The 13,071-nt window shown below is 73.5% G+C and carries 15 protein-coding genes; 8 read left to right on the forward strand and 7 right to left on the reverse strand.

The annotated features are described in order from the left end of the window. Positions 1-257 precede the first annotated feature (257 nt). From ABZ990_RS09965 to ABZ990_RS09975, 3 genes are all read left to right on the forward strand, one after another. Entirely contained in the window at positions 258-593 is a 336-nt protein-coding gene (locus ABZ990_RS09965) for a DUF952 domain-containing protein (RefSeq protein WP_361228068.1), read from the forward strand. Between the two features lie 45 nt (positions 594-638). Next, positions 639-1,118, forward strand: coding sequence for a Rieske (2Fe-2S) protein (locus ABZ990_RS09970; protein ID WP_361228072.1), 480 nt, complete (start codon positions 639-641; stop codon positions 1,116-1,118). A gap of 81 nt (positions 1,119-1,199) precedes the next feature. Next, positions 1,200-1,910, forward strand: a complete 711-nt coding sequence (locus ABZ990_RS09975) for a nucleotidyltransferase domain-containing protein (protein ID WP_361228075.1) — start codon at positions 1,200-1,202, stop codon at positions 1,908-1,910. 72 nt (positions 1,911-1,982) lie between these two features. On the opposite strand, the gene ABZ990_RS09980 is transcribed toward ABZ990_RS09975, so the two are convergent. The 4 genes from ABZ990_RS09980 to pnuC form a co-directional block, all read right to left on the reverse strand. Further along, on the reverse strand, positions 1,983-3,047 hold the full coding sequence (locus ABZ990_RS09980) for an ADP-ribosylglycohydrolase family protein (protein ID WP_361228137.1): 1,065 nt from the start codon (positions 3,045-3,047) through the stop codon (positions 1,983-1,985). Positions 3,048-3,112: 65 nt separating this feature from the next. Next, on the reverse strand, positions 3,113-3,928 hold the full coding sequence (locus ABZ990_RS09985) for an NUDIX domain-containing protein (RefSeq protein ID WP_361228078.1): 816 nt from the start codon (positions 3,926-3,928) through the stop codon (positions 3,113-3,115). Further along, the gene (locus ABZ990_RS09990; RefSeq protein ID WP_361228081.1) at positions 3,925-5,022 is read right to left on the reverse strand and encodes an AAA family ATPase; all 1,098 of its coding nucleotides are present in this window, start codon (positions 5,020-5,022) and stop codon (positions 3,925-3,927) included. The genes ABZ990_RS09985 and ABZ990_RS09990 overlap by 4 nt, the downstream gene beginning before the upstream one ends. Then, the gene (gene pnuC / locus ABZ990_RS09995) at positions 5,019-5,738 is read right to left on the reverse strand and encodes a nicotinamide riboside transporter PnuC (RefSeq protein WP_361228084.1); all 720 of its coding nucleotides are present in this window, start codon (positions 5,736-5,738) and stop codon (positions 5,019-5,021) included. Before pnuC ends, ABZ990_RS09990 begins: the two co-directional genes overlap by 4 nt. A gap of 341 nt (positions 5,739-6,079) precedes the next feature. Here pnuC and ABZ990_RS10000 point away from each other — a divergent pair, with 341 nt between their 5' ends. The 4 genes from ABZ990_RS10000 (at position 6,080) to ABZ990_RS10015 (ending at position 9,576) form a co-directional block, all read left to right on the forward strand. Next, entirely contained in the window at positions 6,080-6,604 is a 525-nt protein-coding gene (locus tag ABZ990_RS10000; protein ID WP_361228087.1) for a toxin-antitoxin system HicB family antitoxin, read from the forward strand. Between the two features lie 140 nt (positions 6,605-6,744). Then, the gene (locus ABZ990_RS10005) at positions 6,745-7,587 is read left to right on the forward strand and encodes a DUF4097 family beta strand repeat-containing protein (RefSeq protein WP_361228090.1); all 843 of its coding nucleotides are present in this window, start codon (positions 6,745-6,747) and stop codon (positions 7,585-7,587) included. Positions 7,588-7,702: 115 nt separating this feature from the next. Beyond that, positions 7,703-8,788 (forward strand): ATP-binding cassette domain-containing protein, encoded by a 1,086-nt coding sequence (locus ABZ990_RS10010; protein ID WP_361228093.1) that lies wholly within the window; start codon positions 7,703-7,705, stop codon positions 8,786-8,788. Beyond that, entirely contained in the window at positions 8,785-9,576 is a 792-nt protein-coding gene (locus ABZ990_RS10015) for an ABC transporter permease (protein WP_361228096.1), read from the forward strand. Before ABZ990_RS10010 ends, ABZ990_RS10015 begins: the two co-directional genes overlap by 4 nt. 143 nt (positions 9,577-9,719) lie before the next feature. On the opposite strand, the gene ABZ990_RS10020 is transcribed toward ABZ990_RS10015, so the two are convergent. The 3 genes from ABZ990_RS10020 to ABZ990_RS10030 form a co-directional block, all read right to left on the reverse strand. After that, complete coding sequence (locus ABZ990_RS10020) at positions 9,720-10,898, reverse strand: pseudouridine synthase (RefSeq protein WP_361228099.1); 1,179 nt, start codon at positions 10,896-10,898, stop codon at positions 9,720-9,722. Further along, the gene (gene scpB, locus ABZ990_RS10025) at positions 10,898-11,473 is read right to left on the reverse strand and encodes an SMC-Scp complex subunit ScpB (protein WP_361228140.1); all 576 of its coding nucleotides are present in this window, start codon (positions 11,471-11,473) and stop codon (positions 10,898-10,900) included. Before scpB ends, ABZ990_RS10020 begins: the two co-directional genes overlap by 1 nt. 104 nt (positions 11,474-11,577) lie before the next feature. After that, the gene (locus ABZ990_RS10030) at positions 11,578-12,771 is read right to left on the reverse strand and encodes a segregation/condensation protein A (RefSeq protein WP_361228101.1); all 1,194 of its coding nucleotides are present in this window, start codon (positions 12,769-12,771) and stop codon (positions 11,578-11,580) included. A gap of 234 nt (positions 12,772-13,005) precedes the next feature. Here ABZ990_RS10030 and ABZ990_RS10035 point away from each other — a divergent pair. Further along, on the forward strand, positions 13,006-13,071 hold a 66-nt coding region (locus ABZ990_RS10035; protein WP_361228142.1), incomplete at its 3' end, for a hypothetical protein.

Below are 13,071 nucleotides of genomic sequence, written 5' to 3' on the forward strand. Positions count from 1 at the left end.
TCCGGCCGGCCGGGTGGCCGATCCGGGGGTCCGGGGATCCGGGTCCGGGGATCCAGGGTCGGGTCTCCGGTGCCGGATGTCCGGTCCGGGGTCCGGTGCCGGGTGGCGGGTTCCGCGTGGCGCTCCGGTCAGCCTAGTCAGCCGTCCGGGGTGGGCGCGCCGGTGCCCGCCCTCCGAGACGGCCCGGTGCGCCGCTGCCGGGACGAGGGCGAGGGCGGAGCGCGGCGGATCGAGTGGGGGGCGGTAGAAACGTACGCATGCTGCTGCACCTCGTACCCCTGGACGACTGGTCCGCCGGTCCCGACCGCCCCTACGCGCCGCCGTCGCTCGCCGAGGAGGGCTTCACGCACTGCTCGCCGGACGCGGCGACGGCGCTGGCGATCGCCGACGCGTACTACCGGGACGTGCCGGGGACGCTCCTGGTCCTGGTGCTCGACGAGGCACGGCTGGGCGCGGAGGTCCGCTGGGAGGAGTCGCGGGGCGTGCTGTTCCCGCATCTGTACGGGCCGGTCGAGCGGGAGGCGGTCACGGAGGTCCTGGAGGTACGGCGGGACGCGGACGGCCGTGCGAGGGAGCTGGTCCCCCGGTCGTAGCGTGTTGCGGCCGGGGCGCGGCGGGTGCGGGCCAAGCTGGGCGGCATGGAGAGCCCAGTGAGCCCGAAGAGCCCGCAGACATCCGAGACCGTGCCCGCGACGGCGTCGGGGACCGCGCCGGACGCGGCCCCGCCGTGCTGCCCGAGCCGCCGGACCGCGCTGGCCGCCGCCGGTGCGGTCGGCGCGGTGTTCGTGACCGGGTGTTCCGGCGACGGCGGCTCCGGCGACGGGGACTCGGGGGCGCTGCTGGCCCGCACCTCCGAGATCCCGGTCGGCGGCGGGAAGATCATCAAGGACCGGAAGATCGTGGTGACCCAGCCGGTGGCCGGCGACTTCAAGGCGTTCTCGGCGATCTGTACGCATCAGGGCTGCACGGTCAACCGGATCGCGAACGGCCTGATCGAGTGCCCGTGCCACGGTTCGCGGTTCCGGATCACGGACGGGGTGGTGACGGCGGGCCCGGCGCCCCGCCCGCTGCCCGCCGAGGCGATCAAGGTCTCGGGGGGCAATATCGTCCGCGCCTGAGCACGCCCGGGTACGGCCCGGTCCGCCCTGAGGCCCGGAAATTCCGGGCCTGTCGGGCGGAACCGCCCTAGTGTGGCGCGCATGACTCCCGAGGAACTGGTGCGCGAGCACACGGTCTACGCCTGTGTGATGGGCTCGCGCGCCTTCGGGCTGGCCACCGGGGACAGCGACACCGACCGCCGGGGTGTGTTCCTCGCCCCGACACCGCTGTTCTGGCGCTTCGAGAAGCCGCCGACGCATGTGGACGGCCCGGCCGCCGAGCAGTTCAGCTGGGAGCTGGAACGGTTCTGCGAGCTGGCGCTGCGCAACAACCCCAACGTCCTGGAGTGTCTGCACTCCCCCCTCGTCGAGCACGCCGACGCCACCGGCCGCGAACTCCTCGCGCTGCGCGGCGCCTTCCTGTCCCGGCACGCGCACGGCACTTTCGTCCGGTACGCGGCGGGCCAGCGCCGCAAGCTCGACGCCGATGTACGGCAGTACGGGGCGCCGCGCTGGAAGCACGCGATGCATCTGCTGCGGCTCCTCGCGAGCTGCCGCGACCTGCTGCGCACCGGGGAGCTGCGCGTCGGCGTCGGCGACGACCGGGAACGGCTGCTCGCGGTCAAGCGCGGCAAGGTGTCCTGGGCCGAGACCGAGAGCCGGATGAACCGGCTCCAGGACGAGGCCGACCGGGCGCTGGACAGCAGCCCGCTGCCCGCCGAGCCGGACCGGGCCCGGGTGGAGGACTTCCTGCTCCGGACCCGCCGCGCCTCGGCACTGCGCGACCCGCTGCCTCTCACCCGTACCGCGTGACGGACGGCGTGGCCCGTCTCACCCGTACCGCGTGAGGGGCGGCGCGTCCCGTCTCATGCGTCCCCGTACACGTCACGCGTCCCAGTACGCGCCGAGGGCCCGCAGCTCCTCGCCGTGTTCGATGGGGTCCGCCCACTCCCCCGGCCAGGCTCCGGCGCCCAGGTGGGCGCCCGCGAAGGCGCCGGTGAGCGCGGCGATCGAGTCGGAGTCGCCTCGGGTGCAGGCCGCGCGGCGCAGCGCGGTCAGCGGCTCGTCGGGGAAGAGGAGGAAGGCGAGCAGGCCGGTGGCGAGGGCCTCCTCCGCGATCCAGCCGTCACCGGTGTACAGACAGGGGTCGGCCTCGGGGTCGGCGGTGCGCCGGGCGGTGTCCAGGCGGTCCAGGACGGCCAGGCACTCGTCCCAGCCGCGCCGGATGAAGTGGACGGGGTCGGGGTCCTGGGAACAGGTCCACAGGTCGCCGAGCCAGTCCTCGCGGTAGCGGGAGCGGTTCTCCGAGGCGTACACGCGCAGTTGCCCGACGAGCCCGGCCGGGTCGGCGCCCTGGGCGAGGAGGTACACGGCGCGGGCCGTCAGATCGGAGGCGGCGAGGCCGGTGGGGTGGCCGTGGGTGAGGGCGGCCTGGAGCTGCGCGGCGCCGGAGCGCTGGTCGTCGCTCAGCCCGGGGACGAGCCCGATGGGCGCGACGCGCATGTTGGCGCCGCAGCCCTTGGAGCCGATCTGGCTGGCGTCCTGCCAGGTCCGGTCGGTCATGAGCAGACCGCAGGCGGTCAGGCAGGTGTTCCCCGGGGCGCGGTTGTTGTCGGGCGAGCGGTACCAGGTGACGTACTCCTCCCGTACGGCCTGGGCGAGCCGCGCGGGCGTCAACTCGTCGTCCGTCATGGCGGTGCGGATGCCGCGCGCGAAGGCGAGGGTCATCTGGGTGTCGTCGGTGATGTAGGAGACGCCCTGGGTCACCCGCGGCTTCAGCTCCCGCCAGGGCCCGTAGGAGTCAAGGATCCGCTGCACGGCGAGGAACTCGGTGGGGAAGCCCAGCGCGTCGCCGAGCGCGAGACCGACGAGGGTGCCCTCGGCGGCCCGCTTCTTCGCCGCGGCCGGACGCGCCGAGTGCGCCCCTCCGGCCGCCTGCCCGCCCGTCATTCCCGTCATCCCCGCCACTGCTCCGTTCGTCGCCTCGGCCGTCATCCCCGTCGCCCCTTCGTTCGTCATTCCGTTCGTCCTTCCGGTCGCAGCAGGGGCGGGTGCAGCGCCGTGGCCTCGCCCGCCCGGTAGAGAGCGGCCGGTTTCCCCCGTCCGCCGGTGCGGCGCGGGGGTCCCTCGACGGGCCGGACGAAGCCGGGGGTGGCGAGGACCTTGCGCCGGAAGTTGGGGCGGTCGAGCGGGACGCCCCAGACCGTCTCGTACACCTGCCGCAGCTCGCCGAGGGTGAACTCGGGCGGACAGAAGGCGGTGGCGAGGCAGCTGTATTCGAGCTTGGCGCCGACGCGCTCGCGGGCGTCGGCGAGGATGCGGTCGTGGTCGAAGGCGAGCGGGCGGGCCCGGTCGTACGGCAGCCAGCGGGCCTGGGCCGCGTCGCCGCCGCCGCGCGGTTCGGGCAGGTCGGGGACGAGCGCGGCGAACGCGACGGACACCACCCGCATCCGGGGGTCGCGGTCCGGCTCGCTGTAGGTGCGCAGCTGTTCCAGGTGGAGGCGGGCGGCGGTGGCGCCGGACAGGCCGGTCTCCTCGGCGAGTTCGCGGCGGGCGGCCTGTTCGGCGGACTCGTGGGGCAGGACGAAGCCGCCGGGCAGGGCCCAGGAACCGGCGTACGGCTCCTGGCCGCGTTCGACGAGCAGAACGTGCAGGGTGCCCGCGCGGACGGTGAGGACGGCGAGGTCGGCGGTGACGGCGAACGGTTCGAAGGCGTGCTTGTCGTAGCCCTCGGGTGCGGCCGGGGAAGGGCGCGGGGGCGACAGGGGCTGTGGGGGCCCCGAAGAGCCCGAGGGCGGCTGAGGCGGCTGAGGCGGCTGAGGCGATGTCATCGGCGCTCCGGAAGCGGGTCGGTGAAGTGCCAGCCCTCGGCGAGCAGCGCGTCCACAGCGGCGACGGCGGTCGCCAGGCGTTCCTCGTGGGGGCCGGTGAGCACGACGGTACGGCGGCCGGTGTGGGCGAGCTGGGCGCGGAAGCGGGCGGTCATCCAGGGCCGCAGGTGCTCCCCGTCGCGCAGACCGTCGTCCTCGAAGGCGACCCCGTGGTGGTCGGTGAGCAGCCACAGGTGCCGGGTGCCGCGGGCGGCGACCTCGCCGGTGGCGGCGCTGGTGGTGCCCATGTAGCGCTCGTGCCAGATGGTGGTGGCGAAGGCGTCGGTGTCGCAGAAGAGCACGGGCGAGCCGGCCCGGGCCGCTTCCTCCTCCAGTTCGGCCTGGCGCAGCGCGATGACGGGGAAGTCGGTGGTGTGGAAGGTGACGTCGGACCATTCGGCACCGGGGCGTTCGGCGCGCAGCCGGGCGAGTTTGAGCTCGCTGTACTCGCGGCCGTACTCCGGGACCCAGCGGGTGTCCGCCCAGACGCCGCCGCGCCGCCGGTAGTGGTCGGCGAGGGCGCGGGCCATGGTGGTGGTGCCGGTGGACTCGGCGCCGAGGACGACGACGCGCCGGGTGAGCGCGGCCCGTACGGGGGCCTCCAGCTGGTCCCAGCAGGCGACGGGGTCGGCGCGGACAGCGGTGCCGGAGACGGGGTGGCGGGTCCGGCCGGGGTCGACGCTGACGGACACGGCGCCGAAGCGGCGGGCCAGTTCCTCGCCGTACGCCTCGGAGGTGAAGACGGCGTCGACGGCCTCGGGGACGGCGGCGCGGAAGATCCGCATGTGCGCGTCCCACACCTCGGGGTCGTGGACGTCGACGGGTGTGTCGTCGACCGTGCCGACGACGAGCGCGTCGGGGTGCGCCTCGCGCATCCAGGCGACCCGGTCGGCGAGCGGGACGGACTCGACGGCGGAGGCGCAGACCAGGACGGTGAGCCGGTCGCACCGGGCGCGGGCGGTGCGGACGAGGTGGTGGTGGCCGGCGTGCGGCGGATAGAACTTGCCGAGCACGAGGCCGTGGCCGTAGCGGGGCGTGTGTGTGGGCGTGGTCATGAGCGGGCCTTCGCCGTGAGGGGCGCGCCGGCGTCGGTACCGGTGGCGGCATAGGCATCCGCATCCGCGTCCGCGTCGGCGGCGTCGGCGTCGGCGTCGGCCAGGTCGCGCCGCCAGCCGCGCAGGCCGAGGACGCAGAGCGCCATGAAGCCGACGTACAGCAGGGAGGTGAGGTAGAGCCCCTTGTACGCGTAGAGGGGCACGTACACCACGTCGGCGGCGATCCACAGCCACCAGGATTCCAGGAGCTTGCGGCACTGGCCGTAGGTGGCGGCCAGGGACAGGGCCGTGGTCAGGGCGTCCCAGAAGGGGACGGTCGAGTCGGTGACCCGGTCGAGGAGCAGGGCGAGCGCGAGGGTCGCCACCGCCCCCGCCGCGAGCAGCAGGATCCACTCGGTACGGCTGGTGCGCCGTACGGGGAGCGTGTCGGAGCCTGGTCCACCCCCGTGGGTCCAGGTCCACCAGCCGTACGCGGCGAGGGCGATGAAGACGAACTGGAGGCCGGCGTCGGCGTACAGCCCGCTCTGGGAGAAGAGCAGGACGAAGAACAGGTTGTTCGCGATGCCGATCGGCCAGTTGGCGAGGTGCTGACGGGCGACGAGCCATACGCAGAGGGCGCCGCTTCCGAAGCCCAGCACCTCGGTCCAGCTGACCGGGGTGCCGAGCAGGGTGAAGAGCGGCTGCTGGAGCGGGTCCAGGATGTGCGCGAGACTCATGCCCGCCTCCTTAAGAGTCAGCCTGACTATAAATGGATGCGCGCCGCGACCTCAAGGGCGAATGCCCCGGCTCGGGCAGCTCAAGGGGCGATCGGGCGGGCCGGGGCGGGCATGGCGTCACCTGGCACCACCCGTGACGCCATCCGGCACCACTTGGCGCCACGAGGTGCCACATGGCGCCACCCCAACCCACTCCAGTCGACCGAAATCCTCCCGACACCCCCACGACATCCGCACCTCTCCATCCATTTCCCCAGGTCAGAGCGACGCCCCCTCGCCAGCGCCACATGTAGCGCCATCCACTCTTGCGCGTGGCGCCAAAGTGGTGCCATGATGGCGTCATGGACCTCACCCCGTACGTCGAGAATCTCCGCCGCGAACTCGCGGTGGCCGCCGAGGCCGGCGGCGACGAAGCCCGCGAGCTGGCCGAGCGGCTCACCGCCCCACTGGAGTCGGCGACCCGCCTGACCATGCTCAACGTGCTCTCCGCCGCGATGAGCGAGATCACCCGCGACCTCGCCCCCGGCTCGGTCGACGTACGGCTGCGCGGACTCGACCCCGACTTCGTGGTGACGCTGCCGCCCACCGGCACCGGAACCGGCCCCACCGAGGCCGTCGCCACCCCCGCCGAACCGCCCCGGACGCAGCAGCCGCCCGCCGAGGGCGACGAGGACGCCACCGCCCGCGTCAACCTGCGCCTGCCGGCGAGCCTCAAGGCCCGCGCCGAGGAGGCCGCGAGCCGCGAGGGCCTGTCGGTCAACGCCTGGCTGGTCCGGGCCGTGTCGGGCGCGGTCGACGGCGGCGGGCCTTGCCCGGCGGAGAAGAGCCGGAGCGTCGGAAACAGCTTCACGGGCTGGGTGCGCTAGCCGCCCACCCGGCCCGCCCCTCCACTCCCCCTCGACCCATCGGACCCTCAGCTCGCGCGCCACCCGCACCACTCGCTCCTTCACCCACACCACGTCCCACCAGCGGGGACGCCTTGAAGACCCAAGAGGACGGGACAGCCATGCCTACTTTCGACACCCCCGCGGCGATCTCGGTCACGGCCCGCGTCGACGCCGGCTCCATCCAGTTCACGGCGGGCGACCGCACCGACACCGTCGTCGAGGTGCGCCCCCGCTCCCCGAAGAAGGAGCTGGACGTACGGTCCGCCGAACAGACCGAGATCGGGTACGCCAACGGCGTCCTGACCATCCGCACGCCCAAGCCCGGCCTGCTCGGCCGCACCGGCGTCGTCGAGGTGACCGTCGACCTGCCCGCCGGTTCGCACGTCGACATGAACGGCTCCTGGACCCAGGTGCTGGGCGAGGGGCGGCTCGGCGACGTCCGCGTGAAGGTCTCGTCCGGCGACGTCCGCCTCGACGAGACCGGCCCGCTGACCCTGGCCGCCTCCCACGGCTCGATCACGGTCGGCCGCGTCGACGGCCCGGCCGACATCTCCACCAGCTCCGGGAGCGTGCGGGTCGGGACCCTCGGCGGCTCCGCCGTCCTGAAGAACTCGCACGGCGCCACGATCGTGGACGCCGCCCTTGGCGTCCTGCGGGTCAATGGCGCCAACGGCGACATCGACATCCGCCGCGCCGAGGACTCGGTCACCGCCACCACCGCCCACGGTGCCCTGCGGGTGGGCGAGGTGACCCGGGGCGCCGTCCACCTGGAGACCGCGCACGGCGCCATCGAGGTCGGCATCCGCGAGGGCACCGCCGCCTGGCTCGACGTCAACTCGGGCCACGGCCAGGTGCGCAACACGCTCACCTCCACCGGGACCCCGGCGGAGACCGAGGAGGCCGTCAAGGTCCACGCCGTCACCCGCTACGGCAACATCGACATCCGCCGCGCCAAGGCCTGACCTCATGGCCGCGCACCACCCGGGTGTCCCGGGCCCGCCCCCGGGACACCCCCGCCCCGCTCCGCCCCGCCTGTTACCCGATCCCCGACCGGAGGACTCCATGGCTTCACCTGTCATGCCCACGCCCAGACGCGGTGACGGCCGGCCGCCGGCCACCCCCGACCCCGCCCCCACAGCCGCGTCCGCCACCCCCACCGCCATCACCGCCACCGGACTGCGCAAGTCGTACGGCGACAAGACCGTCCTCGACGGCGTCGACCTGCACATCCCGGCCGGATCCGTCTTCGCGCTGCTCGGCCCCAACGGCGCGGGCAAGACCACCACCGTCAAGATCCTCTCCACGCTCGTCACCCCCGACGGCGGGCAGGCCCGGGTCGCGGGCCACGACCTCGCCGCCGAGCCGCAGGCCGTACGCGCCGCGATCGGCGTCACCGGGCAGTTCTCCGCCGTGGACGGGCTGATCACCGGCGAGGAGAACCTGCTCCTCATGGCCGACCTGCACCATCTACCCAAGCGCGACGGCCGGCGGATCGCCGACGGGCTGCTGGCCCGCTTCGATCTCGCCGAGGCCGCGAAGAAGCCCGCGTCCACCTACTCCGGCGGCATGAAGCGGCGTCTCGACATCGCCATGACCCTCGTCGGCGGCCCCAGGATCATCTTCCTCGACGAGCCGACCACCGGGCTCGACCCACGGTCCCGCCACGCCATGTGGGGCATCATCCGCGAGCTGGTCTCCGGCGGCGTCACCATCTTCCTCACCACCCAGTACCTGGAGGAGGCCGACGAGCTCGCCGACCGCATCGCCGTCCTGAACGGCGGCCGGATCGTCGCCCAGGGCACCGCCGAGGAGCTCAAGCGGATCGTCCCCGGCGGACACGTCCGGCTCCGTTTCTCCGACCCGGACGCCTACCGGCGGGCCGCCGACGGGCTCCGCGGAGCCGCCCGCGACGACGAGGCGCTGGTGCTGCGGATCCCGGGCGACGGCAGCCCGCGCGAACTGCGCGCCGTCCTCGACCGGCTGGACGCCGCCGGCGTCGAGGCGGACGAGCTGACCGTCCACACCCCCGACCTGGACGACGTGTTCTTCGCCCTCACCGACGACGGCGCCGGCCCGCGCCCGCACCCGCACCCGACCGACCCCACCGCCCGGATCCAGGACCCGTCCCAGGACCGCCCGCACGCCCAGGAGGACGCCCGATGAGTTCCCTCTCCCTCGCCGTACGCGACACCTCCACCATGCTGCGCCGCAACCTCCTGCACGCCCGGCGCTATCCCTCCCTGACCCTCAACCTGCTGCTCACGCCGGTCGTCCTGCTGCTGCTCTTCGTCTACGTCTTCGGCGATGTGATGAGCGCGGGCATCGCCGGCGGCACCCCGGACCGCTCCGTGTACATCGCGTACCTCGTCCCGGGCCTGCTCCTGATGACCATCGGCAGCACCACGGTCGGCACCGCGGTCTCCGTCTCCAACGACATGACCGAGGGCATCGTCGCCCGCTTCCGCACCATGGCCGTCCACCGCGGCTCCGTGATCACCGGGCATGTGATCGGCAGCGTCGTCCAGGCCGTCCTCAGCGTCGTGCTCGTCGGCGCCGTCGGGGTCGCCATCGGCTTCCGCTCCACGGACGCCACGCTCCTGGAGTGGCTGGCGGCCTTCGGACTGCTCGTGCTGTTCGCCGTGGCCCTCACCTGGATCGCCGTCGGGATGGGCATGATCAGCCCGAACGCCGAGGCCGCGAGCAACAACGCCCTTCCGCTGATCTTCCTGCCGCTGATCTCCAGCGCGTTCGTGCCGATCGACGCGATGCCGGGCTGGTTCCAGCCGATCGCCGCGTACCAGCCCTTCACCCCGGCCATCGAGACCCTGCGCGGTCTGCTGCTCGGCACCGGAATCGGGAACAACGGCTGGATCGCCGTCGCCTGGTGCCTCGGCCTCACCGTCCTCGGCTACCGCTGGTCGAAGGCCCTGTACGACCGCGACCCGAAGTGACGGACGGCTCCGCCGACGCAAGGAACACGGCTCCGCCGACGCGAGGAACGCCGAACGGCCCGTGGCCGCCCCCTCACGAAGAGGGGACGGCCACGGGCCGTTGCGCGCAAGGCACGCCGTCAGCGGGCCTCAGGCGGCGATGTCTACAGGCCGACTTCCTTCATCAGCATGCCGACCTCGGTGTTGCTGAGCCGGCGCAGCCAGCCCGACTTCTGGGGGCCCAGGGCGATCGGACCGAACGCGGTACGGACCAGCTTCTCGACCGGGAAGCCCGCCTCGGCGAGCATCCGGCGCACGATGTGCTTGCGGCCCTCGTGGAGCACGACCTCGACCAGGTAGTTCTTGCCGGTCTGCTCGACGACCCGGAAGTGGTCGGCGCGCGCGTAGCCGTCCTCCAGCTGGATGCCGTCCTTGAGCATCTTGCCGACCTCGCGGGGCAGCGGGCCGGTGATGGCCGCCAGGTACGTCTTCTTCACGCCGTACTTGGGGTGGGTGAGACGGTGGGCCAGCTCGCCGTGGTTGGTGAGCAGGATGATGCCCTCGGTCTCCGTGTCGAGCCGGCCGACGTGGAAGAGCCGGGTCTCACGGTTGGTGACGTAGTCGCCGAGGCACTGGCGGCCGTCGGGGTCCTCCATGGTGGAGACGACACCGGCCGGCTTGTTGAGGGCGAAGAACTGGTACGACTGGGTGGCGACGGTCAGACCGTCGACCCGGATCTCGTCCTTCTCCGCCACGCGCAGACCCTGCTCCAGCACGATCTCGCCGTTGACCTCGACACGGGCCTGCTCGATCAGCTCCTCGCAGGCACGGCGCGAGCCGTAACCGGCGCGGGCCAGCACCTTCTGCAGGCGCTCGCCCTCCTGCTCGGCGCCCGGGAAGGTCTTGGGCGTCTTGATCTGGGGCTTGTCCGCGTAGCGCTCGCGGTTGCGCTCCTCGGCCCGGGTCTCGTACTCGCGCGAGCGCGCCGGGGCCGTACGGCCGCCGCCCCGCTTCGGCGACTGGCGGGGACCGCCCTTGGCGCCACCGCGGGCCGCGTCGCCACGGCCCCGGCGGTCGCCGCCGCCGGTGCCACCGGTACCGCCGCCGCGCCGCTCGTCGGAGGGCATGGAGACGTCGTAGCTCCGCTCCTCCGGACGGGTCCGGCGCGGACGGCCCGCGCTCGGGCTCTGGCCCTGGCCCTGGCCCCGGCTCTGACCCCGGCCCTGCCCCTGGCCCCGCTCGTCGCGCTGGTTACCGGCTCCCCGGTAGTTGCCGCGGCCGCCGCTCTTGGCACCACGGCTCCCGCCGTTGTTTCCGCTGTTCCTGCCGCTGCTGCTTCGCATCAAACTTCCGTCGTCTTCTCGTCCGGCTGACCGACGCTGTCGTCCGCGTCGGGATCGAACGACGGTACGCCCTCCAGGGAGTCCGGCTCGACCGCCTCCGCCTCGGGGAGGAAGGGCGCGAGTTCCGGCAGCTCGTCCAGGCCGCGCAGGCCCATCCGCTCCAGGAAGTAGTTCGTCGTCCTGTACAGGATCGCACCTGTTTCGGGTTCCGCGCCCGCCTCGGCCACCAGACCGCGCTGGAGCAGGGTGCGCATGACCCCGTCGCAGTTCACTCCGCGCACGGCCGAGACCCGGGAACGGCTGACCGGCTGGCGGTACGCGACGACCGCCAGGGTCTCCAGGGCCGCCTGGGTGAGCCGGGCCTGCTGGCCGTCCAGGACGAATGCCTCGACGGCGGCGGCGTACGCGGGGCGGGTGTAGAAGCGCCAGCCGCCGGCGACCAGGCGCAGCTCGAAGCCGCGCCCGGAGGCGGTGTACTCGTCGGCCAGCTCGCGCAGGGTGTCGCCGATCTCGCGCGGGGTGCGGCCGAGGACCTTGGCCAGCCGGTCCTCGGTGACGGGCTCGTCGACGACCAGGAGGACGGCTTCGAGGGCGGGCTTGAGCGCGACGGGATCACCGGGAGCGGCCGGGGCGGCAGGAGCGGTCGTGCCGGCGGGAGCGGCCGGATCTCTTGGATCGCTCAGAGAGCTGTGGGCGCCGATGGTGCGGCCTCCTGGTCGAATTCGTCGGTCACGGCACGGGAGGGGTCCCGCTCGCCGCCGGTCCAGGAGACGGTCAGCTCGCCGAGCGCGGTCTCCTGCTCCAGCGCCACGGCCTTCTCGCGGTACAGCTCCAGGAGGGCGAGGAAGCGGGCGACGACGGTCAGGGTGTCGCCGGCGTCCTCGGCCAGCTCCCGGAAGGTCAGGACGCCGCGCTCGCGCAGCAGCGTGGCGACGACTCCGGCCTGCTCGCGCACGCTCACCAGCGGCGCGTGGATGTGGTCGACGTACACCTGCGGCGCGGCCTTGGGGCGCATCGCCTTGGCGGCGAGTTTCGCGAAGCCCTCGGCACCGATGGAGAGGACGACCTCGGGCAGCAGTTCCGCGTGGTGCGGCTCCAGGCCGACGGTGCGCGGGTGGCGGCGGCCCTCCGTCTCCCAGCGGTCGGCGAAGATCTCGGCGATCCGCTTGTACGCGCGGTACTGGAGCAGCCGCGCGAACAGCAGGTCGCGGGCCTCCAGGAGCGCCAGGTCCGCCTCGTCCTCGACCTCGGCGACCGGCAGCAGCCGGGCGGCCTTCAGATCGAGCAGGGTCGCGGCGACCACGAGGAACTCGGTGGTCTGGTCGAGGTCCCAGTCCGGGCCCATGGCCCGGATGTGCGCCATGAACTCGTCGGTCACCTGCGACAGGGCGACCTCGGTGACGTCCAGCCGGTGCTTGGCGATCAGCTGGAGCAGGAGGTCGAAGGGGCCCTCGAAGTTCGCGAGACGCACGGTGAACCGCCCGTCGCCGCCCCGGCCGCCCTCGGCCGGGCCGTCCGCGGGGGCGTCGGTGGGGGCATCGGCGGGGGCGTCCGCGGGGGCGTCGGCGGGCGCTCCTGCGGCCTCGGACGTCTCGGGGGTACCAGGGGCCTCGGAGGCCGCCGTACGGCCCGTGGAACCGCCCGGCACGTCCATGACGTACGGGATGTCCATCGCGTCCGCCCCCGCGCCGGCTTCCCCGGCCGTACGCACGCGTTCCCGTCGTACCGGATCCCGTCGTACCGGATCCCGCTGGACCGGCTCCCGCTGGACCGGCTCCCGGGACACGGGAGTCTCGGCCCGCACCGTCCCCGGACCGCGGCCGAGCGCGCGGCGGCGGGACGGGCGGGACGTTTCATCGGGGGGTGGCGGCATGAGGATCCTGGTGGAGCGGGGGTGCGGCAGGCCGCAGGGTACCGTCAGCGGCCGCGCAGACGGCGGACGAGGATGCTCGCGTCGCCCCGGGACTCCAGGTCGGCCAGGACCACGGCGACGGCCTCGCGGACGATACGGCCCCGGTCGACGGCGAGACCGTGCTCGCCGCGCAGCACCAGCCGGGCGTGCTCCAGGTCCATCAGCTCCTCCGTCGACTCCATCCCGTCCTCCGCGATGCAGGAGGACCACGTCTCCATGGGCTGGTCCGCCGCCCGCAAGCTGCGCACCACGATCGACAAC

The organism is Streptomyces sp. NPDC046203 (genome assembly GCF_040646255.1).
GTDB lineage: Bacteria > Actinomycetota > Actinomycetes > Streptomycetales > Streptomycetaceae > Streptomyces.

Bases quoted from the DNA above. Each gene is read 5' to 3' on its own strand.
- ABZ990_RS10015 (WP_361228096.1), top strand. From the start codon at position 8,785: ATGAGTTCCCTCTCCCTCGCCGTACGCGACACCTCCACCATGCTGCGC.
- ABZ990_RS09985 (WP_361228078.1), bottom strand. From the start codon at position 3,928: ATGACATCGCCTCAGCCGCCTCAGCCGCCTCAGCCGCCCTCGGGCTCT.
- ABZ990_RS09970 (WP_361228072.1), top strand. From the start codon at position 639: ATGGAGAGCCCAGTGAGCCCGAAGAGCCCGCAGACATCCGAGACCGTG.
- ABZ990_RS09965 (WP_361228068.1), top strand. From the start codon at position 258: ATGCTGCTGCACCTCGTACCCCTGGACGACTGGTCCGCCGGTCCCGAC.
- ABZ990_RS10030 (WP_361228101.1), bottom strand. From the start codon at position 12,771: ATGCCGCCACCCCCCGATGAAACGTCCCGCCCGTCCCGCCGCCGCGCG.
- ABZ990_RS09980 (WP_361228137.1), bottom strand. From the start codon at position 3,047: ATGACGGGCGGGCAGGCGGCCGGAGGGGCGCACTCGGCGCGTCCGGCC.
- ABZ990_RS10000 (WP_361228087.1), top strand. From the start codon at position 6,080: ATGGACCTCACCCCGTACGTCGAGAATCTCCGCCGCGAACTCGCGGTG.
- ABZ990_RS09990 (WP_361228081.1), bottom strand. From the start codon at position 5,022: ATGACCACGCCCACACACACGCCCCGCTACGGCCACGGCCTCGTGCTC.
- ABZ990_RS10005 (WP_361228090.1), top strand. From the start codon at position 6,745: ATGCCTACTTTCGACACCCCCGCGGCGATCTCGGTCACGGCCCGCGTC.
- pnuC (WP_361228084.1), bottom strand. From the start codon at position 5,738: ATGAGTCTCGCGCACATCCTGGACCCGCTCCAGCAGCCGCTCTTCACC.
- ABZ990_RS10010 (WP_361228093.1), top strand. From the start codon at position 7,703: ATGCCCACGCCCAGACGCGGTGACGGCCGGCCGCCGGCCACCCCCGAC.
- ABZ990_RS10020 (WP_361228099.1), bottom strand. From the start codon at position 10,898: ATGCGAAGCAGCAGCGGCAGGAACAGCGGAAACAACGGCGGGAGCCGT.
- ABZ990_RS09975 (WP_361228075.1), top strand. From the start codon at position 1,200: ATGACTCCCGAGGAACTGGTGCGCGAGCACACGGTCTACGCCTGTGTG.